Source organism: Arthrobacter sp. ASL1 (assembly GCF_056680475.1).
On the sequence record NZ_JBWXQH010000002.1, the window covers coordinates 1 to 22,905 of the forward strand.

Genomic DNA, 22,905 nt, shown 5'->3' on the forward strand with positions numbered 1-22,905 from the left:
AATACCTTCCAGGTTCGGACTTCTGGCGTGTACGCCAGATCCCTGCTGACCAGTTCCGAGAGGGTCTCATCGAGCGTGATTTATGGGAGGCCCCCAGCAGTTACGCACCCGCTGGTCGTTTGAACTCTCCGGGAGAATCGCTCCTATATTCGTGCCTAGGAAACCCAATAGGTCCATTGCATGAGGCTGGACTAGAACCGGGGGATACCTTCATTTTCGCCTGGTACAAACTGGTACGGCCGATAATGTTCAAGCGAGTCGGTACGACCAACCCCGATACCGATCTGACGGACCACGAACAGCAAATCGAAGAAGCGCTGAGTATCTTCATGCGCGACGTCTTGGCAATTCCCGCGAGAGGCGCTCAACCGAGCACATACTCTCTCACCAGAAAAGTTCTAGAGACCTACTACCCGCTCGCGCCAGAAGAGTCTGGTTGGACCTATACATCAACCCTCAAGGAGGAGGTGCTGAATGCTGCAATCAAACCCCCCGCAGCCCACACGCATCTCGCTATCAATACAGTCATTGCAGGCCAGATCGTTGCCCAAGATGAAAAGGGTGACTACAACCTAAGCTGTCGGGCATACTCAGACGGAAAGGCACGGCATGGGGACAAAATCGGTTTTGAATTCTTCCCTCCAAACGGCTTGCAAAGTTTTCAAGACACGATCGATTGGGCTCACAACAACCGGTGAATCTATTCCTCATTGCCTGACATTCCCCGCGCCCACATGGGCACGGCAAAAGATTGATCCTTCGGTCTTTTCCCGCACACATGTGGACCCCGGGACCCAACCGACCACCTGCACACAACACCCAGGTCACCAACCGCCGGAACGCTCACCTGCCGCTACCGGGCGATGTGCACAGCCTCCACTCCACGCACGCACCACGGGAATGTGAAAAGGGTGCTGTTTCCCCGCTCCAACGGAGCCGCGAAACAGCACCCTTACTACGTTCGATCAGTAGCCGATTCCCTCATTCTCTCGGGCAGGCTGCGGCTGCGCCGCCTGTGGTTTCGCCACCGGGCTGCTGGACGGTTTTGCGCCAGCCACCGGGGGGGACGGGAAACTAACTCGCTGTAGTCGACGGATAGTTTCGAACTCGGCATCGAAGGTTGGTTGCGGTGCTTCCTCGCCACTCATCTGCCGGCCGATCCTCTCCACATCCCACCGTGCGGCCTTCAACGCTTCTTCGTGCTTGAAGGGCTCCTTCAATGTGGCTGACGCATCACGGTATTCCTCTCGTGCTTCCTGGATCCGCTGCTCCTGCCGGGTGATCATCTTCGGCAGTCCAGTGATGCGGTTCTCCAGCTGGGTAATCAGACCCACATTCGGGTTTCTCGCCCGCTCCCTGGTCGTCTCGACGTGCACACCAGGAGCACCGTCGATATGGAACCGGACTGGTGACCCGTCGAGGTTGCCCATGATGGCCATCCCCTCAACCACCCGCACATCATGACCAGCAATATGCCCAGCTACCCCGGCGTCCCTCTCGGCGCGCACCGGTGGCCGGTACGACGTGTTTGCCTGCACCCATTGGCCCAGCGCCTCGGCGGCCTCGGTGCGCTTGTCGTGGCGTTGTCCCGCCACTGTCATGGCGAATGATTCACCGCCGACTTCCCCGGTGGTCCGTGCCACGGCTGCCTGTAGCTTGGGCAGGTTCTCCACCAGGACCCTGCCCTTCTCCTCCGCGCCTTCCCTGCGGTGGACCAGGGCGAACTGGTTCTTGTTCCATGCACGGTTCAGCCGCTCCAGCCGGGCAAGTTCCTGGTCGGCCTTGGACTTCTCCAGGAGCAAGGGGTTGCCACTGGATATGGCCTTGACCTCCGCGAAGGACATCGTGTTCTCCCCGACGTCCTCGATCTCGCGCACATCCAGTTTTCCGCGCATGATCTGGTCGATGAACCTGGACTTGCGCTCCAGCGTCTGCCACATGAAGGTGTCGAACGATCCCTTGGTCACGACCTGGGAAATGGCGACCTCCGGGTTCTGGTTTCCCTGCCGGATGATGCGCCCGTGTCGTTGGGAGACATCGGCCGGCCGCCACGGTGCGTCCATGTCCAGCAGATGCACCGCACGGTCCTGGATGTTCGTCCCCACTCCCATCTTCTGCGTCGACCCAACCAACACCGCTACGTCGCCGCTGCGGCACGCAGCGAACAGTCGGCCCTTCTCCACGTCGTTCTTCGCCTCGTGCATGAACCGCACCTTCTCCCCCGGGACACCACGGGCGACCAGGTCGTCCTTGAGCTGGTCGTACACGTTCCAGTTCTTCGATGGGGTGCCCAAATCGCAGAACACGATCTGCAGGGCCCCCGGTGTCGGATGGTCCTCCTTGGTATCCGGGTCCATGTAGATCCGGTCCTTGTTCTGCCCGTAAACCTCGGCGATCAGGTCGGCCGCAGCTGAGGACTTCGTGGTCGCATCCAGCACCGAAACCTCGGGGTCCACCAGGCGCATGTCCAGGGCGGCCTTGCGGCCGTCGCTGGAGATTTTCAGCATGTTGTCCTCGCGCGGGTCCACGCTGCGCTGCTGCACGGCCTCGGCGCGTTCGCCGATGTCCCTGATGTACCCGGTCAGCTCCTCGCCGGGTTCTACGGTGACCATCCGCGGGAGCCTCTTCCCGTCCTCCCGCACTGCCAGGGCGGGCACGGGCAGCTGCAGGTCCTCTGCGGTCTTCACGTCCGCGTAGGTGTGGAACATCTTCAGCAGCTCGGGGACGTTCTGGAACTTGGCGAAGCGTTCCTTGATCTTGAAGTTGTCCCCGCCGGCCACCGACATTTCCATGTCGGAAACCACTTCCCCGAACGTCGCCGCCCAGGTGTCGAAGTCGTTGATCCCGGCCTGCTCCATCAGGTCCGGGCGCAGGTAGCGCTGCATCACGTACATCTCGGTCACGCTGTTGGCGATCGGCGTCGCCGTCGCCCCCGTGATCACCCGGTCCCCATGCTCGTGCCGGAGGTATTCGACCTTGGCATGCAGGTCGGCGGCACGCTTGGACCCGGTGATGGCCGCGTCGCTGATGTTCGACGCGGTTTCCAGGTTCTTGAAGTCGTGCAGCTCATCCACGATCAGGTAGTCGATCCCGGTCAGTTCAAACGTGATCCCCGGATCCACGGGGCGATCCCGCAACGCCTTCATTTTTTCCTCCTGAGCCTGCAGGCGCGTCTCCATCTTCTTGACCGTCATCGAGGATTCCCCACGCTCCGCGGCCCTGTTTGCGGCTGCGTCCAGGTCGTGGCGGCTCTTGCTGATTTCCCGGGACATGTACGCCTGTTCGGCCTCCGGGGAGAGGTTGATCCGTTCGAAAGCGGTACGGGTCATGATCACCGCGTCCCAGTCGTTCGCTGCCGCACGGGCCACGAACTCGCGGCGCTTGTCCCCGGCAAGGTCCTTGGAGGACGCCGCCAGGATCTGCGCCTGCGGGTAGATCTGCAGCCATTCCCGGGCGAACTGGTCCAGCATGTGGTTCGGAACCACCACCGCCGGCTTGTTCGTCATGCCCAATCGGCGCAGCTCCATGGCCCCCATGACCATCTCTGCCGTCTTGCCGGCCCCGACCTCGTGGAACAAGCCAACTGAGGGTTCGGAGATCATGCGCGCCACCGCCGCCCGCTGGTGTGGGCGCGGGGTCCAGTCCTTGACCAGGCCGGGGAACGTCAGGCGTTCGCCCTCGATGCTGTAGTCACGCAGCACCAGGGAGTTGAACCGGCGGTTGTACTCATCGGTCAGCTCCACCGTCCGGGCCGGGTCCTCCCAGACCCAGTCGCGGAACCGTTCCTTGATCATCTGCGCCTTTTCCTGGGCTGCAGTGGTCTCGGTCGGGTTCAGGATCCGCCTGTTGCCGCCGGGATTATCCGGGTCCGGGTCGGTGACCTGGACGCGGCGCTGCTCGAGCAGGCTCTTGAAGATGTCCCCGGCGGCCATGCGCTCGGTGCCCCAGTCGTTGCGGGCCTGGAACGTGTGCTTGCTGGCCTTCACGTCCCAGTTCGCACCGCTGGCCCGGTCCACGTGGGCGCGCGGGTCACGGATCAGCTCCCGCAGGAACCGGGCGTGGATTTCCGGGGAGATCCACACGGAGCCGACCTTGGCCTCGATCTCGTCTGCACCCAATGGGCGCGGCAGCACTTCCTGCAGGTCGGCGATGTTCCGCTGGTAGATCGGGTCCTCGGCGGCCGCCTCGGTGGCGGCATCGAGCTTTTCTCGGATGTTCCCGCTGAGGTATTCGGCCCGGGTCTCCAGCACCCCCGGCTCCCCGGGAACGTCGTAGACCAGATCCCCCAGCGCCTCGCGGGCGTCCCCGGGTTCGGTGCCGAGCAAACGCGCGATTTCGGCCAGGTCCACTTCGCCGTGGGTATCCAGGGTGACAACCAGGGCCTCGGCCGGGGTATCGACCCCGAGCACGGGTTTGCGGGGTTGGACCTGCCGCTCCCTGAGCAGGGCCGCGGGGGTGGAGCGCTGGGTGCCTTCATCGAAGTTCTCCAGCGCCGGCACCAGCGGCCCGAACGGATCCGTGCGCAGCACCGCCATCACCGGCGGCTGCCGCCTGCTCATGATGTCCTTGCCGTCCTCGTCCGTGCGCCCGGTGCGGGTCTCCTTGAACCGGTTGATCGGCCCGTACTTGCCCACATACCCCTCGAAGTCCGCCAGCAGCCGGGCGCGGGCCTCGGACAGTTCGGCGGTGTCCTCGACGTTGGATGCCTCCATCCCCAGCACGGTGCGCGCCCCGTCGCGCAAACCCAGCAAGGCGGTGAGTTCGGCCCGTTGGCTGGCCTTCACCTCCAGGGGGGCAACCACGCGGTCGAGGTTGACCTGGGTGAAGGTCCCGTCCTGCAGGGTGGCGATGTGCCCGGCCTGCTCGGTCGCCGGGGCCTGCGGCAGGGCCGCTGCCGCCCGGACCTCCGGGGATCGCTCGTCCACTCCAATGCCCCGGCCAGCGGCCACGGCCTCGGCGGCGATACCCTGCAACTGCTCGTGAAGCTGCGCGGGAACCGCCTGCAGGTCCTCGGCCCGCACATTCAGCGTGGCGCTGCCGAACCGTCCCGGGGCGACCTCGATGCGCCCCAGCACCTTCTCCGGGTTCTGGGTGAAGTAATCGTTGATCCTGGCCCCACCACCGACCTCGGCTGCCAGCGGTGTGGTGTCCAGCCAGGACCGGTCCCCCGGTTCCTCACCGGGCAGGCGACGGCGGAAGACCAGCACATCGGTCAGGGCATCGGTGCCGGCTGCGCGGCGATGGGCACCGTTGGGCAGGCGGACAGCTCCGAGCAGGTCGGCGCTTTCGAACATCTCACGGCGGGCCGACGGATTCTGCGCGTCCAGGGTGAAGGCCGAGGACACCACCCCGACCAGCCCGCCCGGGCGGGTCAGGTCCAGGGACTTGATGATGAAGTGGTTGTGCATCGAGTGCCGGCCCTGGTTGTGGGTCGTATCGTGTAAGACGTTCCGCCCGAAGGGCACATTGCCGATGGTCGCATCGAACCTGGCTCCGCCGAATCCGGAGTCGGCGAAGGATTCGGTGCGGACGATGGCCTCGGGATACAGGGCCTGGGAGATTCCGGCGGTGACCGGGTCCAGCTCCACCCCGGTCATCCGGGTTCCCTCGGGCGCCAGGCCTATGAACGTCCCTGCGCCGGAGCCGGGTTCCAGGACCTGCCCGCCCTCGAAGCCGAGGCTGTTCAGGGTCTGCCAGATTTCGGCAGCCAGTGCCGGGTCTGTGTAGTGGGCGTTCAGGGTCGTGCGGCTGGCCGCATCGTACTCGGCCTCGGTGAGCAGCGCGCGCAGCTCGTCCCGGTCGGCGGAGAACTCGGCACGTTGTTCATCGAAGACCTCCGCGACGCCCACCGCGCCCCAGCTGCCCCAGCGGGCGAGCACCGACCGCTCGGCATCCGTAGCGGAGCGGTCGTCTCCCTGGAGCTGGCGCAGTGTGCGCAGCGCCTCCAGGTTCGCCCGGAAACGGGCACGGGCACCAGACGGTGCCAGGGACTCCTGGCTGGAGGGAATGAAACGTTGCCCAGCGGCTACCGCTTCATGTCCCGTTCCATTTCCTCCTGGTGCAGGTCTTCCAGGGCTTCCCGGTGCAACACGTTCACTTCGTGCATGTACTCCAGGTAGGCGCCCATCGAGGTCTCCTCCTCGTCCTCGGGCTCCTCTTCCTGGTCCTCCGCGTCCGGGGTCAGCATCTCGGCGCGAATGATCTCCTCGGCCTGCCGCTTCGCCGCGTTGATCCGGCCCACCTTCTCCAGGTAAGTCTCGCCCTTGATGTCCGGGCCCTCCAGCTGCATCATCAGGTCGATCACCGCCGTCTCGGCCTGCTTCCCCAGGTCCGTGAACCATGCCTCCGAGTCCGGGATCAGCGCGTACCGGCTCGGGGCCAGCACCTTCCACGTGTCCTGCGCGAACTTGCCGTATGTGTTCATTGCGAACCTCCTCGGGTTCTGGAAAGAGGAAATCATCCAGGGATACCTGGCCGTCGATCTGGTTTCTTTTGCGCGCTCTGGCCACTGGTTGGCTCCCCGGAAGTTGAGACTGGTTCAGCCCCAGCGTATCCAGCGCCGCCCAGCCCATCCTGGCGAAGCGCCCGGATGACGGTGGTGCGGCTGACCTTCAGCTTCTTGGCGATGCGCACCAACGTCCACTTCTCTTGCTCCCGCAGCCTCCGGGCCTCGGCCACGTCATGGGGTTGCAGGCGCGGGGGCCGGCCTCCCTTGCCTGTGGCCACCGCGAGGCCGGCCATGGTGCGTTCGCGGATCAACTCACGCTCCATCTCTGCTACGGAGGCGACGATGTTGAACATCAGCCGGCCCTGCGGGGTCGTGGTGTCGATTCCCTCGGACAGGGATCGGAAGGCCACGCCCCGCTCCTTGAGCGAGTCCAGCAACTCCACGAGGCCTCGTACAGTGCGGCCCAACCGGTCCAACTTGGTGACCACCAACGTGTTCCCGGGCTGCAGGGCGCGTAGGCAGGCATCTAGCTGCGGGCGGGTCATCGTCGCCCCGGACTTGCCCTGGTCCGCGTACACGTCATAACAGCCCGCTGCCACCAGCTGCTGGCGTTGGCTCTCCAGACTCTGCTCGGCAGTGGAGACCCGCGCGTACCCCAGGGACACGCCTTCGGGGACCATGATTGGTTCCTCCACGCCTTCCAGGCGTTCCGGTCTTTCCATGCCACTCCCCCTCGATGGGTCCAAAAACCGTTTCGGTCCTTGAATCGAGGATACATGTTTCGTACTTGGTTTGTGAGACTATTTTTCGATGCTGCTGTCGTTCCACAACTATTAGTGCCAAAAACGGTCGATATTGCACCGTTTGCCCGCCCTAGGCTACAGTTCCCAAAATGCGCTGAGGACCTGCGCACGAATGAAAGGCATTTCGTGAATTCTTCCGACCTTATGAAGGCATCCCAGGAAGCAGAAGACGCCTATTTCGCATGGCAACATGCCAATAAGGGAGTAGGCCCCTGGAACGACGAAATCGGAACCCGGCTCGCTAAAGCTCGCGATGAAGCCACTGCCGCATACACGGCAAGTAGAGAACAGGACTCTCCCGACTGAGAGCGGGTAATATTTGCAGGTTCGTCTTGCATGGGACGCCGACAAATGGAGGGAAGTCTTGCGAATCTTCACAGGGCCTTCCCTAAATTGATCTTCTTCTGAAATTCTGGGCTCCGGACCAACTCGGACGTGAACTCAAGGCTGCGCTCTTGCCTTTATTTTTAGTACGAATTTATGGTCCCGAGATGATCGACGACAGGCCAAACGAATATTAGTAGCCGCTCCTTGGAATGCGGCATGCCACACCTTCCTGAATGCGGCTCGGTGTCTTCATCCCTCACGGCTCGACTAGACTGAGTCGGCTGCCCGGTGGAAACCCCGGGTCGACAATGCGCGAGTGGCGGAATTGGCAGACGCGCTGGCTTCAGGTGCCAGTGCCCGCAAGGGCGTGGGGGTTCAAGTCCCCCCTCGCGCACAGTTCAAGGACCGGCCGCCGAAGTCAGACGGCCGGCTTCCTGTGCAGCGAGCTACTCAACTGCCGCTTGGGCCGCGAGAATCTGTCTGATGAGCTCCGCTCGTTCCTCGTCCCCATGGCCGCGGCTATAGCTGTACATATCCAGCCCTATAGTCACGAGCTGGACCGGGGTTCCTTTGAAGCCTGCCACCTGGAATCTTGTGATGGGTTGGTCGCCCGGATAGGCGATCACTGACAACGGTGAATGGAGGGCAGCCGCTGTACTTAGCGCCTGGTAGATGTGTTTTTCATCCGGCACTTTCTTGGGTCGAGTGTACTTCGCCTCAAACGTTGCCACAACGACGCCTTTGCGCTTCAACGCGCCGTCCGGAATCACCCCGGCCGCCGGGCGATCTGCGATTAGCAGAAGCGGGCTCTTCTGCTTGGGCACCACTTCGATTCCCAGGCCTGGTGTACGCGCCACAGCCTCGAGCGTCCTGCCTAGGAGAGTCTCAAGCAGGCCCCATGGTTCGACCGCGACTTCCAATCCAAGGGCGTGGCCCGGGTCCCCGATGACCGAACGGTTTCTGAGGACGGCCGCTGCGATATCCCATGCAGGTCGGTACTTGGCCCATTGCGGTGGAAGGGTTCGGCTCGCAACCGCGGGGTTGACGTAGGAGGGCATGGGTTGTCCGGGACTAACCGCCGACTCGAGGTGGCGCAGACGCGCGGCGAGGTTCCCGTTATGGGAGGCACGCCGGAAGTGGCCCGCGACCATCGACAATCCGCGGGTGAAATCGTTTGAGACCGTGAGGTAGTCCCTTCCGATGGGGAATACGGTGGGATCAAGTAAGGCACCCCTGATCCACTTGCCAATATTCAGATGTCCGCCAAGGCGTCGCGAGTTCAGATGTTCACGCTCATAGATCTGGATAGGCCCCTCTTGCGCGAGAGCTCGCTCGAGGCGGCGTGCATACTCGAAGGCTATGGCGGTCGATAGGTCGTTTCTGCGCGGGGATTGCTTCGAGCGCTGCGAACCAGTGACGGATATCCGCGTGTTGTGGTCAAGCAGTTGAACGACGGCTTCCGTCCACGAGCTGTCGGTAGCTACCTTCGGCTCCACTTGTACGACTTCACCGGTGCCCAACCTTACGGCCCCGATCAGATTGCGGAACTCTATGCTGTTGCCCTGCGCATGGAGCTGGCTGAACGCTGGGCGGAGTTCCGCCCTGAGGAGGCTCACAGCCTCGGTAATGGAGGCGGCCTCCTCAGCGCTTACGACCGTGGGCTCATGCTCTCTGAAAGGAGGGCGGGTCATCAAATTCCCGCGAGGCGAACAAGCTCCTTGTGGAGCTCTCGCGTCTCCAGGGTGGCCAGTTCGTTGAAGTGCAGACGCGGAGTGGCATATGCGCCAAGTTTCTCGTCGCCGGCTTTCCACCAAGCGATGCGCCTCGTATTCACCGCAACGGCGCCGTCCGAAGTTCCGGCCATCAGGATGGCTCCGAGTAGGTCGTCGTTATCCTGCAACGACAAACGCAGCGCCTGCGTCACTCGTCGATCCCAGGCTAAGGCGAGCGAGCGCAAGGCCTCCGTGGGCGTAGAACCGGAAACGTGCCAGAAGTTGCTGTGGCCCAAGCGGAAATCTTGTCCCAGTACCGCGTCGATTCGACTATTCAGTTCCCGGAGGACCGTGAGAGCGAGCTGGCCGACCGCCCCGGGGGTCCACTCGTCCCATGGCGCTGAGAGGTCAACAGCGGTGTCGGCTCCGATGCGGTTGCCAAGGGCCTCGTAGTCTGGTGGCATTTCGATGATCGAAAACCGACGGCGCAACGCTGCATCTAGGGGTGCGACCGACCGGTCACTGCTATTCATGGCCGCGGCGATCCATAGGTTCGGCGGCAGGGTGAATCGCGGCTCGATCCGCGTCGACCCATTTGCAGCGAATTCTGGCGGCACCTCGATATCTAGGTCGCCGTAGGGCAAATCCAGGAACGCCGTTCCACGTTTGTCCCTGTCGAGTAGTGCGAGGACATCCCCAAGGATTGCGGCGGCGTTCCCCCGATTGAATTCGTCCAAAACGAGAATGGCCCGGTTTGACCCGGCGGATGCATAGTGTGCGAGGTTAACGAGTGGCCCGGTTGCCACTTTCACCTCTACACCATTTGGTGCCGGGACAGGCATCAAACCGAGGACAAGGTTGTCGTAGGAGTAGCTCGGGTGGAGGACGACAGTGCGCGTCTTACCGGGGGATCGAGTTTCGGATGTCTCGGACCAGGCATCATGGTTTTTGGTGGGGTCGAACTGAATGCCGTGCCCGGGGTTCTCGATGTAGTTCGTCAGCTGTTCAAGGAGTACGGTCTTGCCGGTTCCGGGCGGGCCCACGAATAGCAAGTTCGGGTTGTCCTCGAATTTTTCGATGACCTTGGCGACTTCGGGGGTGAGAGCTGCACCTCCGCCTTCCAGTGAAAGCGACGCGCAAAGACTCCTGGGCGTTGCCTTTGCCACCACTGCTTGCACTGCGCGCGGCAAAACGGCCGTATCCGCAAAGGCCAAGTCCGGCGTTGGGTTTTCGATATAGGCACGTATGTGAAGCACGTCGGCTTCCCCGTGGAGCTTAACCGCCACCAAGTAGGCGGTAATGCCCTTGGCCGTCAGGGCCTCCAATTGCACATTCGCTTCGGCAGCATTGGTTCCCCTAGGGTCACCCGGGATTGTTCCCGGGCCGTCAGCAGAGGGATCCAATGACAGTTTCCACGGCAGAGGCGCTCCGTCGATGGTCCCCCAGCTGAGGTGATGCCGGTCGGCTGAGTGCTTGACGAACCCTCCTGCTTCTCCGCCGGGCCACCGGTAAGTGAGGTTGGTTCTCTCTTCACCTTCGTCTGCTCGGAAAACCTCCTCCATGAGGGCCCGGCAGTCGCCGGAAACCTGCAGGTAGTCCTTAGTGAAGCCATCTTCGAAACGCCCATAAGTCGCCTTCTGCACTGACTTGCCGAAGTACCAGACCCAGACGGCCTCCACCGGTTGTGCCCCCAAGGTTCTCTACCTTCCGATGATGATGGTCTCTGGAGAGCGGCGTGCTTCGACGGCCCTCTTGCTTTGTGCAGCTACGGAACGGTTCGTGGTGAAACCGATTATTTCCGCGTTCGGGAAGAGAGCCCGGACGCCCTCGTTGTCCCGGTTGGACATGACCCACTGGACGCCACGCGCGGTAAAGTCTGCGCAGATATCAGCGAGTTCCTCGAGGTCCACCACCCCGAACACCTTGGAGGTGTATTTGTTGAACTTAGAGGTGGGTTCCTTCTCATCCGCGTTCGACCACACGGGCAAATACGGAGGGTCCAGGTAGACGAAGTCCCCCGGGTTTACGCGTGCGCAAGCTTCCCGGAAGTCTCCGAAAAAAACATCAGTGTTGGAAAGACTGTAGCTGAGGCCCTCAAAAATTTCCTTGGTGAGTCCGCGAAACGGTCGGTCTCCCCACGGCACGTTCATGGCGCCAGTCTTGGAGTTCGTGCGCCACAGCCCATTCCAGGACGTCTGGTTGAGGTAGATTAAGCGGGCGGCCCGCGCCACGAGGCCCCCGGGTGCAGTGGCCCGCACCTCGTAGTAGAACTCCTTCGAGTCGTTTTCCTTGTACCAGTCCAGAAGCGGCCGGAGTTCGTCCTGGTGGGAGCGCACGGCGATCCAGGCGTTGACGAGCTCTTCGTTGAGATCCGTTAGATAGGCCCGGTCTCGAATCCGATCCTGGATCGCAAAGAACATGGCCCCGCCGCCAAGGAAAGGCTCGTGATAGTTCTCGAAGCTCGCCGGTACATGAGGAAGAATCCGCGGCAGAAGCCGTGTTTTGCCTCCAACCCATTTGAGGAACGGCTTTTTAGCCCTCGCTACGGCGGGAGGAGAACCTTCGTCCGCGTGAGTGGGGTTCAGCGTGTCGATAATTGTGGGCCTCCACCGCATCGTGCCATCGAATGTCGGTGGCTCATGAGATCATAGTGAACATATTGAATGAAACCGGCGACCCCCGATAGATAGGGAACGCCTCCCTATTCACGAGGTGAAAAAGCATGAGTGACGTCGTCGAGATGGTGTGGCCGAATAAGGACCTCACGCTCAGGGCGTCCGGACTAACGGGGTACGAATGGCTCAAGCCGACGGATGAACGACTCCAAAAGCCACTCAAATTCACGCCGTTAACCTCCCCCGGTACAGACCATCGTTCAAACATTCTAGTCATTGGCGATGGACTGGACGCGCTGGAAGGCCTGGCGAGGGACACGGATGCCTTGGTGGACGGGATCCGGCTGGTTTACATCGATCCGCCGTTCAATACGCAGGTAAACTTTCGACAGTACAACGACAGCATGCAACGGCCCATGTGGCTTTCCATGTTGCGAGACCGACTTGCCGCGCTAATACCTCACCTTGCCGAGGATGCAAGCATCTGGGTGCACCTTGACGACTCAGAGGTGCATCGGGCCCGGATGATCATGGACGAGGTATTGGGAGAGAAGGCCTTCGTGGCCTCGATCATCTGGCAGAAGAAAACGACCCGCGATAGCCGGGCAGCGTTCTCGTCTAACCACGACACGATCCTGGTCTATGCCCCGAGCGGACCACGATCATGGAAAACGTCTCGAAACTTGTTATCCAAGGATGAAGCGGCCCTGCGAAATCGTGACAACGATCCGCGCGGGCCCTGGACAGATGCCCCGTTTACGGCGCCCGGATATCGCAAGGCCCAGCAGTATGACATCGTCACCCCTACCGGTGTTGTGTTGCGCCCACCTCGTGGGCGTAGCTGGTACGCAACGGAACCCACGTTTGAAAGCCTGATGGCGGACGACCGGGTCTGGTTTCCAAAGAACGGCAGCGGATCGCCCCGGCTGAAGCTATTTGCCCACCAACTTCGAGGCCTCGTGCCGTTCACAGTTTGGGGCTCGGCGGATGTCGGAACCAATGATGATGCCAAACGCCATCTGCTGGAGCTATTTCCAGACATTGAGGTATTCGATACTCCCAAACCGGAAGAGCTGCTGGAGCGGATTATTCATATCGCGAGCAATACGGGGGACTTGGTCCTGGATCTCTTCGCTGGATCCGGAACGACGGCAGCCGCTGCCCACAAGATGCGTAGGCGATGGGTCGCCGTCGAGCGCATCACCCAAACAGTCCTCGATTTCACACTACCCCGCCTAGAAGCGGTCGTCGATGGCACCGACCACGGTGGCATTAGCTCACAGGTGTCTTGGACGGGCGGCGGATCATTCGAGGTCGTGCACGCCGCTCCACGATTCGGCACCCTGACCAGCCCGCACATGCCAGCAGCGATAGCCAAGAAGATCGCTAAGAAGAACACGGAAGCACGCCCGCAAACCGCCTAGCAGACGCACCGAGACACGTGACTGGGTAGTGGACCGGAACAGTAGGGGCGGCAACCGCCGATAACGCCCCGATACGTCCCCCCGAACGGTGTCGACCAAACTTCCAGCTGCTTCATAGCTAAGCCGGTGCACTGGCCCGCAAGGTGACGGCTCGCGTACTCGCTGATCCTCCCGCGGGATGGATACCTGTCCCAGCAAACGATCGTTTCCTGCGATACCCCAAAAGCCGGCTCTGCAGCGCTCCCTATCGTGTGAATCGTGACGATAAATGGCGGTTAATTCACTTCCCTAAATGGCAACGCCGGTTGCGCCCGTGGGCGAAACCCTGACTGTGACTGTCATTTTCGAAATCCCCCCATCAAGGGGTGGGCTGCACAAAAGAGTTCACGACCTTTCGAGGCGAACACTGGGCTTCCCTAAGGCTTGGCGATTGAATCAATGATCAGAAAATTGAGATATCATCATTAGATGCTGATCAATCAAGATGCTCCGGCGGACGCTTGCGGGCTGGACCCCGCGGCCGCCTTGTTCCGTTCCCTCGGTGACCCGATCCGACTAAAGATCCTCAAGCGGATGGCCAGCGGCGAGGTGCGTGTCGGCGACCTCACCCGCGAACTGGGTCTTCCCCAGTCCACGACCTCGATGCACGTAGCCTGCCTACGTGAGTGCGGTCTGGTTGAGGGCCGTTCCCAGGGCCGCAGCGTGTACTACTCGCTGTCCCGCCCGGAGTTGATGGACATGCTCGCCCAGGCCGAGATCCTGCTTGCCGCCACCGGCAACGAGGTGAGCCTCTGCCCGAATTACGGCCTCGAAAGCACCACCTTCCCGATGGTTGAAGAGGAGAACGCCCGATGAGTGACGCCTGCGGATGCAGCGATGAGACAGCAGAAACCGGTGAAGCCGAAGAGGCCCTGGGTTTTTGGCAGGTAACCGAGGTCCGGGCGGCCGCTGTGGCCGGTGCGTTGCTGTTGGCGGGGTGGATCGCCTCGCTGGCCGGTGGATCCCGGATGCTGACGCTTCCCCTGGAAATCGGTGCGCTGCTGGTTGCTTCCTGGACGTTCGTTCCCTCCACGCTCCGACGCCTGGCCAAGGGAAAGATCGGCGTCGGTACGCTGATGACGATCGCCGCCGTGGGTGCGGTGGCCCTGGGCCAGTTCGAGGAAGCCGCGATGTTGGCCTTCCTGTACGCAATTTCGGAGGGGCTTGAGGAATACTCACTGGCGAAAACCCGGCGGGGCCTGCGGGCGCTGCTGGATCTGGTGCCGGCCGAGGCAAGGGTCCTACGCAACGGAACCGAGACGACGGTGGACCCCTCCGCCCTGGTCGCCGGGGACCTCATGGTCGTCCGGCCCGGGGAACGCCTGGCCACCGACGGGAGGGTGGTCACCGGACGCACCTCTCTGGATACCTCTGCGCTCACCGGCGAATCCGTCCCCGTAGAGGTCGGCCCAGGCGCCGAGGTCTACGCCGGTTCCATCAACGGCACCGGCCCGCTGGAAGTGGAAGTCACCAGCACCGCCGAGAACAACTCACTGGCCAAGATCGTGCACATCGTCGAGGCCGAACAATCCCGCAAGGGACCGGGCCAGCGACTGGCCGACTCCATCGCCAGGAAACTGGTCCCCGGCATCCTGATCGCCGCCGCCCTGATCATCGTCTTCGGCTTCATCGTCGGGGAACCGGCCCTGTGGTTCGAACGCGCCCTGGTCGTCTTGGTGGCCGCATCGCCCTGCGCGCTGGCCATCTCCGTGCCCGTCACCGTGGTGGCCTCCGTCGGGGCCGCCAGCCGGATCGGGGTACTCATCAAGGGCGGCGGGGCACTGGAAACCCTTGGCAAGATCCGCACCATCGCCCTGGACAAGACCGGAACCCTGACCCAAAACAAACCCTCCGTGATCGAGGTCGTGGGCACCGCCCCCGCCACCCGGGAACGGGTGCTTGCCCTGGCGGCCGGCCTGGAAGGCCGCAGCGAACACCCGCTGGCCCGCGCCATCCTCGCATCCACCCCCGAGCGGGCATCGGTGACCGACGTGGACACGGTTCCCGGGGCCGGCCTGGAGGGGCGGCTCGATGGCAGGCGTGTCCGGCTCGGCCGTCCAGGATGGATCGTTGCCGGTGCCTTGGCCCCTGACATCGAGCGGATGCAGCACGCCGGAGCCACGGCCGTGCTCATCGAGGACGACGGACAGGTCATCGGCGCCATCGGGGTCCGCGACGAACTGCGCCCCGAAGCCCGCGAGGTCATCGCCAGGCTCACGGCATCCGGCTACACCACGGCCATGCTCACCGGGGACAACGTGATCACCGCAACTGCCCTGGCCAAGACCGCTGGCATCACCGAGGTCCACGCGGACCTGCGCCCCGAGAACAAGGCGGAGATCGTCCGCACGCTCCAAACACGGCAGCCCACCGCGATGGTCGGGGACGGTGTCAACGACGCTCCCGCCCTGGCCACCGCCGACACGGGCATCGCCATGGGAGCCATGGGCACCGACGTGGCCATCGAAACCGCCGACATTGCGCTGATGGGCGAGGACCTGCACCACCTGCCCCAGGTCCTGGACCACGCGCGCAACACCCGGCGCATCATGCTCCAGAACGTGGGCCTGTCCTTGCTGCTGATTGCCGTGCTGATCCCCTTGGCCCTCTTCGGGGTGCTCGGGCTGGCCGCTGTGGTGCTCATCCACGAACTGGCGGAAATCGTCGTGATCGCCAACGGGGTCCGAGCCGGCCGGATCAGCGGCGAGGCCGCACTAAAAAACTCGCAGCAGGTGCCGTCCCTGGAGCCAGCCGCATGAGCGGCCAACCAGAAGCACTCCCCGAGAGCCGGGACCGAACCGCGCGTACCGTCAGGACCGCGATGCTCCTAGGCGCTGCCGTGCTGGTCGCCGCCGACCTGGGCATCAAGGTCTTGGCCGAGGCCGTGCTTTCCAACGGTGCAACGACCGACCTGGGGTTGATCAATTTCCGACTGCTCTACAACACCGGGGTCGCGTTCAGTGTAGGCGCGGACCTGCCCGCCTGGGTCATTATCACGGTCACCGGACTGATAATCGTCGCGCTGACCTGGTATGCGGTATCTTCCGCGCCTTCCATGGGCCGGATCTCCCGAACGGGTGCAACCCTGATGCTCGGCGGAGCGGTCGGCAACTTCATTGACCGGCTCGATGGGCGCGGTGTCGTGGACTACCTACACACCGGGTGGTTCGCCACCTTCAATCTGGCCGATGTGTTTGTCACTGCGGGCGTTGTTCTGTATGCACTCGGCACGCTTCGCGCCGCTCCTTCCCGGGACGGCGATTAACCACCGATGCATGCGCGCAGGCATCGGTGGTGAACTGAGCCGCCGACGTCCCGAAAGAGAGGGGCGTTTGGAGACGTCCCGCAAGAGGGTCGATCTCCGTGCTGCAGAAGCCCGCTGTCGTGATCCGCGTAGTTGCTGTGTGACTTTGTGAGATAGATGGTGGCTTTTCTTCAGGGATAAATGGCGGTGCATGCTGTCCACCCAGACGCGTCGATGCTAGTGGGTCCTCACACTCGCCGGGGCCTCATAGTCTCCGGGCTCTGGGTGTACCAGCTGCAGAACCTGGCCGGAACCTTCACCGCGTGGCCGGCGCGGTCAGAGGCCGAAGGCCCCGCCGCTGACCAAAATGAAGATGCCCAGGCCAATCAGCACAATGGGGAACAGGATGTGCTCCCAGCGCTCCAGCACCTCGGCGATGGGCTGGCGGGTGGCGACGAACCTGGCCAGGGCTACCAGTACGGCGACCAGCGCCAGGAACACGACGCAGTAGGCGACCACGGCGCCGGGGCCGACGCTGAGGAAGACCGGGACGTAGACGCCGATGTTGTCCCCGCCGTTGGCGAAGGTCACCCCGGCCACGGTCCAGGCGGCGACCTTCTTGCCTTCGATCTTGGCCTCATCGTCGTCATCGTCGCCCCCGCGCCAGGCCTGCCACGCGGCCCACAGCCCCAGACCCAGCGGGATAAGCCCGAAGTACGGGATGACCTCCGGGGGTAAGAACGCTCCCGCCCCCAGCGAGACGAGCACGGCCGCGCCCAAGATGGCGACGAACCCCAGGTACTGGCCGACCAGGATCCGGGCGGTGGTCCCGCGCTGGTCCGCGCCGCGAGCGAAGAACAGCGAGAGCACGATGATGTCGTCAATGTTGGTAACCAAGAACAGGCCGATTGCCTGCAGGATTGAGGACAAGATCACGCCCCCACCCCCGGGTGGCCGCAGCCGGGCACCGAGCATGCAGGGTCCAGGCATGGGGCGCTCTCATCCACCGCCAGGGTGATATCGAACAGCGCGGTCAGCGCCTGCGCCAAGTGCAGATCGGTAATCTCATACCGAGTCTGCCGGCCCTCGGACACGGCGACCGCGATCCCGCAGTCCCGCAAGCACGCGAGATGGTTCGACACGTTCGAGCGCGACAACTCCAGATCCCGGGCCAAATCGGCCGGGTAGGCCGGACCCTGAAGCAGCGTCAGCAGGATCCGCGACCGGGTCGGGTCGGCCATCGCCCGGCCCAACCGGTTCATTACGTCTAAACGAGAGGGAATAGTCAGCATCTGCTGAACTATACAGCACACACTGAACCTAGGGGTGTCTCATAACCTACAGCTTTCCAAGACATGCCTGGCCTGTCTCGAGCCCTGGGGTAAATTGGCGCAATTGCCGGTTGCGTTCTGTCTCGGAAACATGTCTTGCCATAAAGTGTCTCCACTCCTCCGCGTCTAGCAGTTTTTGGGGCAGAATGGCCTGGTGAGGCATCTCGGGTATACACGGGTCAGCACCAGGAGCCAGGACGCGAGGCTGCAGGTCGATGCCCTCGTTAAATCCGGCGTGCAGGAGCGGGACATTTTTGCCGATGTCACATCAGGCAGCCGGACCGCGATCTCGCGCCCCGGGATGAAGAAGCTGCTCGAGTACGCCCAGTCCGGTGACACAGTCGTGGTGTGGCGGGTTGACCGGCTCGGGCGGTCCCTGATCGACGTACTCAACACGGTCAAGCTCCTCCGGGAGCAGGACGTGCAGGTGAAGAGCATCTCGGACGGCATCGATCCATCGACGACCTCGGGCCGGTTGATGCTGAACATGCTCGCCACGTTGGCCGAATACGAACGCGAGCTGATCACCGAACGAGTGAACGCCGGGATCACGGCCGCCCGGAATGGCGGAACCCGGTTCGGTCGTCCCTTATCGGATCCCGTCGTGGTCGCCGACAAGCTCAAGCTCGTCGCCGAGGCGAGGGCGAAGGGCCGCACCGCGGAGGACGCGGCGAAACTCGTCGGGTGGAGCCGGGCCACCCTGTATCGTCACCAGCAGGCCGTCGCCGCTCGCGAGGGCACGACCGTGTAGGTGTCTCGTGGACGCGGCGGAGCGGTGGCGTATTCTTCGGCTTCATGTCGAGGACCAGATCCCGCTCGCTGTCCTTGCCCGGGAGACCGGAATCTCCGTCCGGGCACTGCAACGTTGGAACCGGCTCTACCGGCAAGGCGGCGTCTCGGCCCTCGAACCCAACCCACGCACCGACAAGGGCGTCCGCCGAACGTCGAGCGAGACGGTCGCGTTCATTGAACGTTTGGCACTCACCCGGCCACGCCCAGGCATCTCCGCGTTGCATCGCCTTGCCGCCACCGATGCGCAACAGTGCGAGCTGCCGGCGCCGAGCTATGCAACTGTCCGGCAGATCGTGCAGGCCCTCGATCCGGCCATGGTCACGCTGGCGCTTAAGGGGCCCGCGTCGTATCGGGACAAGCACGAGCTGGTCTTCCGCCGCCGCGCGGAACATCCGAACCAGACATGGCAGTCAGACCACACCGAGCTCGACATCCTCATCGTCGGGGCTGATGGGAAACCCGACCGGCCCTGGCTGACCACCGTGATGGATGACTACTCCCGCGCCATCTGCGGATACATGGTCTTCATCGACGCCCCGTCAGCGGGTGCCGTTCTTGATCATTGAGTAGAGCACATCGCAGCGGCGTCGTGCCAGGCACATGATGGCTGCGTTGTGCTTCTTCCCCTCGGCGCGTTTGCGCTGGTAGTAGGCGATGGAGATCGGGTCGTGGCAGCTGGCCACCCAGGCCGAGCGGAACAGGGCATTCTTCAACGCCTTGTTCCCTGACCTCGAGGGGTGTTCCCCATGGATGGAGGTGCCGGAATACCTGGAGGTCGGGGCGATTCCGGCGTAGGCGGCCAGATGGGCGGCGTCCTTGAACCCGGAGCCGTCTCCGATGGCCAGGAGCACTGTTGCCGCGGTCTTGATGCCGACTCCTGGCATGGAGATCAAGACCTTGGAAAGAGGGAAGTCATCGACCAGCTTCTCGACTTCGGTGGCCAGGATCGCCCGTTGGGCCTTGAGTTCCTTGATCTGGGCGGCCACCCGCGGGACAACGATTTCCACCGCTGCGGTGCCGGCGACGGTCACCGTCTGCTCCGACAGGGCGGTGAAGATCTCCTCGATGAGTCCGGAGGGGTCCTTGCGTGAATGGTTGCGGGCAAAGCGCAGCACGTTGCCCTTGCCCGCGGCCCGCAGCCCGGTAGGGCCGCCGTAGTGGATGAACAGCTCCAGCACGAGGGGGCGGGTGATCCTTGTTTCGGGGAAGACCCTTTCCAGGGCGGGGAAGATCTGCAGCAGCAGGCCGCGCAGCCGGTTGATTGCCCTGGTGCATTCGTGGGTCAGGTCGGCATCGAAGCCGGCGAGGACCTTCAGCGCGGAGAGGACCTCGCTGTCGCGGTCCACCTGGCGCAGGGTATGGGGCATCGAGCGGGCGGTGTCGGCGATGATGAAGGCGTCCCGGGAATCCGTTTTGGCCTTTCCCGCATAGAGGTCCGCTGCTTTTCGCATTGCGAGTCCGGGTAGGTAGGCGACTTCACAGCCGGCGTCGCGGGCTACCGCGATGGGCAGGGCCCCGATGGTGTTGGGCTGGTCCACGATGACCAGCACCGTCCCATGGGACTGGAGCCCGGTGAAGACCTCCCGCAGTTTTGCCTCGTCCTGGGGCAACGGGTGGTCGAAAAGTCGGTCGCCGTCCCGGTCCAGGGCTGTTGCGTGATGCCCTGACTTGCCGACGTCGAGTCCGCAGAACACGTCGATTTGGTTGTTCATGGTGGCGCTCCTTTGCACCGTGCGGTTGGCCGCCTGTCACGACACTCGATGCCACACCCACGTTACGAAGAGACCACGGATTCTGGCTTCCGGGCCATGTCCCTATCAGCGGTCAACGCGTGTCTCCAGGCCCGGCGACAACACCCCCCGGATCATGAGTGACAGGGCAGGACAGTCATACCGAACCTGGCGACCAAACCCAGTTTATCGGGGTCCTTCAAATGTAACGGGGTGCCAGCAGAACGGCCATTGTCATCCGTCCGCCGGCATGCTCATGGAAGGCCGGTAGAATGACCGGTGTGTTGGTATCAGGAGTAAAGGGTCTGGGCGGGTCCCGCCCTCGCGCCGTCCTGCTCCTGCTCTGCCTCGGCGCGGTCCTGGCCGGCATCATCGGCATGCACCTGTGGATCGGAGGCCCCCAAGGTCCTACCGCCACATCCTCCGCCAGCGCACCCGCGCATGCCCATCAGGCTGCGGACACGGCGGCCTTCCCTTCCCTGCCCTCGCTCTCGACGGCACATGCGCCGGGCGACGGGGGTTTCCCGATGCCGGGGTGTGCCGGCTCCGGGGAGGCCGGCGACATGGCCGCGGGCATGTGCGTGCTGTCGTTGATCGTCCTGGCCCTGTTCGTCTTCCTGGTCCCACCGGCCAACGGGCTGCTGCGTTCGCTCTTGCGTCGTGGCCCGCCGCTTGTTTCGCGGGGATTGCGCCTCGTTCCCACCCCTTCGTTGACCCAACTCTGCATCAGCCGCACCTAGGAACCGGTGCGTGGACCTGCCGTGCCCGCCCGGGCACCCGGGCCACATTCTGCCGGCCGCCCTCCAGCGGCTGGTTGACCTGCAGAGAACCTGGACAAACGAAGGACAAACCACCATGAACCGCAAGCTCTTCCTCCCCGCCTTCGGCGTGGCAACAGCCATCACCCTGGCCGGTTGCGCCGGCAACGAGAACCCCCCGATCACGGCTCCTGCCACGAGCTCGTCCCAGCCGGCTTCCCAGACCACCGGAAGCCCGGTGTCGGCCGAGCACAACAATGCGGATGTGATTTTCGCGCAGATGATGATCCCCCACCACAAACAGGCCGTGGAGATGAGCGGGATCATGCTCGCCAAGGACGACATCGACCCGGAAATCACCGACCTGGCCACCACCATCAAGGACGCCCAGGGTCCCCAGATCCAGACGATGACCGGCTGGCTCCAGGCCTGGGGCGAACCCGTCGAATCCGGCATGGGCGGCCACGGCATGGAGGGCATGATGACCGACGACCAGCTCAAGGAACTGGAGTCGGCGAAGGGCACCGAGGCTTCCCGGATGTTCCTGGAGGGAATGATTGGGCACCACAAGGGCGCCGTCGGCATGGCCGAGGACGAGATCTCCGACGGCCAGAACCCTCAGGCCATCAACCTGGCCCGGCAGATCGAAAAGACGCAGCAGGCCGAGATCAGGAAGATGCAGGATTTGCTCACCGGCCTCTAGCCGCCGCTTCCCCATACTGTCCCCTGGCTGCGCGCCCGCCCCCCCCCGAAGGAACCCCATGTCCCCCCGCTTTCCCAAATCCACCCCGTCGCGCCGCGGCTCCGTCTTCGCTGCCGTCCTGGCCGCGGGCGCGTTGCTGCTCTCGGCCTGCTCGGCCCCCGCGGACCCGGACGGCCCGGTTCCCGCGGCGGCGAACACCGATTACCCCGCCAGCCACATCCACGGCATGGACGTCGACGCCGAATCGGGCAGAGCCCTGTTGGCAACCCATGACGGTCTCTACGACGTTTCGACGAAACCGGCCACCAGGATCGGCCCGGACATCGACCTCATGGGTTTCACTGTCGCAGCCGACGGGACCATGTACGCCTCCGGCCACCCCGGCCCCGGCGTGGACCTGCCCGATCCGGTCGGGTTGATCGAATCCACCGACGGCGGCAACAGCTGGACGCCCCTGTCGCGCACGGGGGTGTCGGACTTCCATGCCCTGGCCGCCACCCACGACGGCATCATCGGATTCGACGGGCAGCTGCTCACCAGCGCCGGAGGCAGCTCCTGGGAGCTGGCCGAGGACCAGGTGCCGGCCTACCACCTCGCGGCGGCCACGGACGGCCACGTGGCGATGGCCACGACCGAGGAGGGCCTGATGCGCTCAAACGACCACGGCAAGTCATGGAACCCCGTCAAGGGGGCCCCACTGTTGATGCTCACGGCCATCTCCGGCAACCAGGCAGCCGGGACCACGCCCGACGGGACCGTCTACACCAGTTCCGATGGGGGCCTGCAGTGGCACAAAGGCGCCGAAGGAATGGGCCAGATAGCGTCGATCGACGTGACCGACACCAACCAGGAGGGCACCCGGATCTGGATAGCCACCGAAACCGGCGTCCAGGTCTCCACGGACCAGGGCAAGACGTTCACCGCCCTCAAGACCCCGAGCGGCCAATCATGACCGGCATGGCACGCGTTCCCGGACCCG

General features: G+C 63.5%; 18 protein-coding genes, 1 tRNA gene and 1 pseudogene. 11 read left to right on the top strand and 9 right to left on the bottom strand.

Annotated features, from left to right (window positions below):
- Positions 1 to 698: hypothetical protein (locus AC1MEQ_RS18695; protein ID WP_479796200.1), on the top strand; the 698-nt coding region annotated here is incomplete at its 5' end.
- A 267-nt stretch (positions 699 to 965) separates the two neighbouring features.
- On the opposite strand, the gene AC1MEQ_RS18700 is transcribed toward AC1MEQ_RS18695, so the two are convergent.
- From AC1MEQ_RS18700 to AC1MEQ_RS18710, 3 genes are all read right to left on the bottom strand, one after another.
- On the bottom strand, positions 966 to 5,879 hold the full coding sequence (locus AC1MEQ_RS18700) for a helicase-related protein (protein ID WP_479796202.1): 4,914 nt from the start codon (positions 5,877 to 5,879) through the stop codon (positions 966 to 968).
- Positions 5,880 to 6,025: 146 nt separating this feature from the next.
- A complete protein-coding gene (locus tag AC1MEQ_RS18705; protein WP_479796204.1) occupies positions 6,026 to 6,424 on the bottom strand; it encodes a TnpV protein in 399 nt (132 codons plus the stop codon).
- Between the two features lie 32 nt (positions 6,425 to 6,456).
- Positions 6,457 to 7,170 carry a recombinase family protein gene (locus AC1MEQ_RS18710; RefSeq protein ID WP_479796206.1) on the bottom strand — a complete coding sequence of 238 codons (714 nt, stop codon included), beginning with the start codon at positions 7,168 to 7,170 and terminating at the stop codon, positions 6,457 to 6,459.
- 718 nt (positions 7,171 to 7,888) lie between these two features.
- On the opposite strand from AC1MEQ_RS18710, the gene AC1MEQ_RS18715 reads away from it, so the two are divergent.
- Positions 7,889 to 7,972, top strand: a tRNA-Leu gene (locus AC1MEQ_RS18715).
- A gap of 52 nt (positions 7,973 to 8,024) precedes the next feature.
- On the opposite strand, the gene AC1MEQ_RS18720 is transcribed toward AC1MEQ_RS18715, so the two are convergent.
- From AC1MEQ_RS18720 to AC1MEQ_RS18730, 3 genes are read right to left on the bottom strand one after another with little or no spacing between them, the layout of a single operon-like run.
- A complete protein-coding gene (locus AC1MEQ_RS18720; RefSeq protein ID WP_479796208.1) occupies positions 8,025 to 9,269 on the bottom strand; it encodes a 5-methylcytosine restriction system specificity protein McrC in 1,245 nt (414 codons plus the stop codon).
- Positions 9,269 to 10,984, bottom strand: a complete 1,716-nt coding sequence (locus AC1MEQ_RS18725; RefSeq protein ID WP_479796210.1) for an McrB family protein — start codon at positions 10,982 to 10,984, stop codon at positions 9,269 to 9,271. Before AC1MEQ_RS18725 ends, AC1MEQ_RS18720 begins: the two co-directional genes overlap by 1 nt.
- 6 nt (positions 10,985 to 10,990) lie before the next feature.
- On the bottom strand, positions 10,991 to 11,905 hold the full coding sequence (locus AC1MEQ_RS18730; RefSeq protein ID WP_479796212.1) for a DNA adenine methylase: 915 nt from the start codon (positions 11,903 to 11,905) through the stop codon (positions 10,991 to 10,993).
- A 107-nt stretch (positions 11,906 to 12,012) separates the two neighbouring features.
- Here AC1MEQ_RS18730 and AC1MEQ_RS18735 point away from each other — a divergent pair, with 107 nt between their 5' ends.
- The 4 genes from AC1MEQ_RS18735 (at position 12,013) to lspA (ending at position 16,633) form a co-directional block, all read left to right on the top strand.
- Positions 12,013 to 13,329 carry a site-specific DNA-methyltransferase gene (locus AC1MEQ_RS18735; protein ID WP_479796214.1) on the top strand — a complete coding sequence of 439 codons (1,317 nt, stop codon included), beginning with the start codon at positions 12,013 to 12,015 and terminating at the stop codon, positions 13,327 to 13,329.
- 468 nt (positions 13,330 to 13,797) lie between these two features.
- Positions 13,798 to 14,184, top strand: coding sequence for an ArsR/SmtB family transcription factor (locus AC1MEQ_RS18740; protein WP_479796216.1), 387 nt, complete (start codon positions 13,798 to 13,800; stop codon positions 14,182 to 14,184).
- Positions 14,181 to 16,127 carry a heavy metal translocating P-type ATPase gene (locus AC1MEQ_RS18745; RefSeq protein ID WP_479796218.1) on the top strand — a complete coding sequence of 649 codons (1,947 nt, stop codon included), beginning with the start codon at positions 14,181 to 14,183 and terminating at the stop codon, positions 16,125 to 16,127. The genes AC1MEQ_RS18740 and AC1MEQ_RS18745 overlap by 4 nt, the downstream gene beginning before the upstream one ends.
- Complete coding sequence (gene lspA, locus AC1MEQ_RS18750; RefSeq protein ID WP_479796220.1) at positions 16,124 to 16,633, top strand: signal peptidase II; 510 nt, start codon at positions 16,124 to 16,126, stop codon at positions 16,631 to 16,633. The genes AC1MEQ_RS18745 and lspA overlap by 4 nt, the downstream gene beginning before the upstream one ends.
- A 315-nt stretch (positions 16,634 to 16,948) precedes the next feature.
- On the opposite strand, the gene AC1MEQ_RS18755 is transcribed toward lspA, so the two are convergent.
- Positions 16,949 to 17,548, bottom strand: coding sequence for a cadmium resistance transporter (locus AC1MEQ_RS18755; protein WP_479796222.1), 600 nt, complete (start codon positions 17,546 to 17,548; stop codon positions 16,949 to 16,951).
- Positions 17,545 to 17,904 (bottom strand): Cd(II)/Pb(II)-sensing metalloregulatory transcriptional regulator CmtR, encoded by a 360-nt coding sequence (gene cmtR / locus AC1MEQ_RS18760; RefSeq protein ID WP_479796224.1) that lies wholly within the window; start codon positions 17,902 to 17,904, stop codon positions 17,545 to 17,547. The genes AC1MEQ_RS18755 and cmtR overlap by 4 nt, the downstream gene beginning before the upstream one ends.
- 193 nt (positions 17,905 to 18,097) lie before the next feature.
- Between cmtR and AC1MEQ_RS18765 the strand changes: the two genes are divergently transcribed.
- Positions 18,098 to 18,694 carry a recombinase family protein gene (locus AC1MEQ_RS18765; RefSeq protein WP_479796226.1) on the top strand — a complete coding sequence of 199 codons (597 nt, stop codon included), beginning with the start codon at positions 18,098 to 18,100 and terminating at the stop codon, positions 18,692 to 18,694.
- A gap of 7 nt (positions 18,695 to 18,701) precedes the next feature.
- Positions 18,702 to 19,280 (top strand): annotated as a pseudogene (locus AC1MEQ_RS18770) (helix-turn-helix domain-containing protein); the annotation flags it as partial.
- On the opposite strand, the gene AC1MEQ_RS18775 reads toward AC1MEQ_RS18770, so the two are convergent.
- Positions 19,275 to 20,447: an IS110 family RNA-guided transposase gene (locus tag AC1MEQ_RS18775; RefSeq protein WP_479796228.1), complete on the bottom strand. Its 1,173-nt coding sequence runs from the start codon at positions 20,445 to 20,447 to the stop codon at positions 19,275 to 19,277. The pseudogene AC1MEQ_RS18770 and the gene AC1MEQ_RS18775 sit on opposite strands and share 6 nt — an antisense overlap.
- 299 nt (positions 20,448 to 20,746) lie before the next feature.
- Here AC1MEQ_RS18775 and AC1MEQ_RS18780 point away from each other — a divergent pair, with 299 nt between their 5' ends.
- From AC1MEQ_RS18780 to AC1MEQ_RS18790, 3 genes are all read left to right on the top strand, one after another.
- Entirely contained in the window at positions 20,747 to 21,205 is a 459-nt protein-coding gene (locus AC1MEQ_RS18780; RefSeq protein WP_479796229.1) for a hypothetical protein, read from the top strand.
- Positions 21,206 to 21,320: 115 nt separating this feature from the next.
- Entirely contained in the window at positions 21,321 to 21,926 is a 606-nt protein-coding gene (locus AC1MEQ_RS18785) for a DUF305 domain-containing protein (RefSeq protein ID WP_479796230.1), read from the top strand.
- 58 nt (positions 21,927 to 21,984) lie between these two features.
- Positions 21,985 to 22,878 (top strand): F510_1955 family glycosylhydrolase, encoded by an 894-nt coding sequence (locus tag AC1MEQ_RS18790; RefSeq protein ID WP_479796232.1) that lies wholly within the window; start codon positions 21,985 to 21,987, stop codon positions 22,876 to 22,878.
- The last annotated feature ends 27 nt before the right edge of the window (positions 22,879 to 22,905 follow it).

Bases quoted from the DNA above. Each gene is read 5' to 3' on its own strand.
- AC1MEQ_RS18790 (WP_479796232.1), top strand. From the start codon at position 21,985: ATGTCCCCCCGCTTTCCCAAATCCACCCCGTCGCGCCGCGGCTCCGTC.
- lspA (WP_479796220.1), top strand. From the start codon at position 16,124: ATGAGCGGCCAACCAGAAGCACTCCCCGAGAGCCGGGACCGAACCGCG.
- AC1MEQ_RS18710 (WP_479796206.1), bottom strand. From the start codon at position 7,170: ATGGAAAGACCGGAACGCCTGGAAGGCGTGGAGGAACCAATCATGGTC.
- AC1MEQ_RS18705 (WP_479796204.1), bottom strand. From the start codon at position 6,424: ATGAACACATACGGCAAGTTCGCGCAGGACACGTGGAAGGTGCTGGCC.
- AC1MEQ_RS18740 (WP_479796216.1), top strand. From the start codon at position 13,798: ATGCTGATCAATCAAGATGCTCCGGCGGACGCTTGCGGGCTGGACCCC.
- AC1MEQ_RS18775 (WP_479796228.1), bottom strand. From the start codon at position 20,447: ATGAACAACCAAATCGACGTGTTCTGCGGACTCGACGTCGGCAAGTCA.
- AC1MEQ_RS18730 (WP_479796212.1), bottom strand. From the start codon at position 11,905: ATGCGGTGGAGGCCCACAATTATCGACACGCTGAACCCCACTCACGCG.
- AC1MEQ_RS18720 (WP_479796208.1), bottom strand. From the start codon at position 9,269: ATGACCCGCCCTCCTTTCAGAGAGCATGAGCCCACGGTCGTAAGCGCT.
- cmtR (WP_479796224.1), bottom strand. From the start codon at position 17,904: ATGCTGACTATTCCCTCTCGTTTAGACGTAATGAACCGGTTGGGCCGG.
- AC1MEQ_RS18785 (WP_479796230.1), top strand. From the start codon at position 21,321: ATGAACCGCAAGCTCTTCCTCCCCGCCTTCGGCGTGGCAACAGCCATC.
- AC1MEQ_RS18735 (WP_479796214.1), top strand. From the start codon at position 12,013: ATGAGTGACGTCGTCGAGATGGTGTGGCCGAATAAGGACCTCACGCTC.
- AC1MEQ_RS18745 (WP_479796218.1), top strand. From the start codon at position 14,181: ATGAGTGACGCCTGCGGATGCAGCGATGAGACAGCAGAAACCGGTGAA.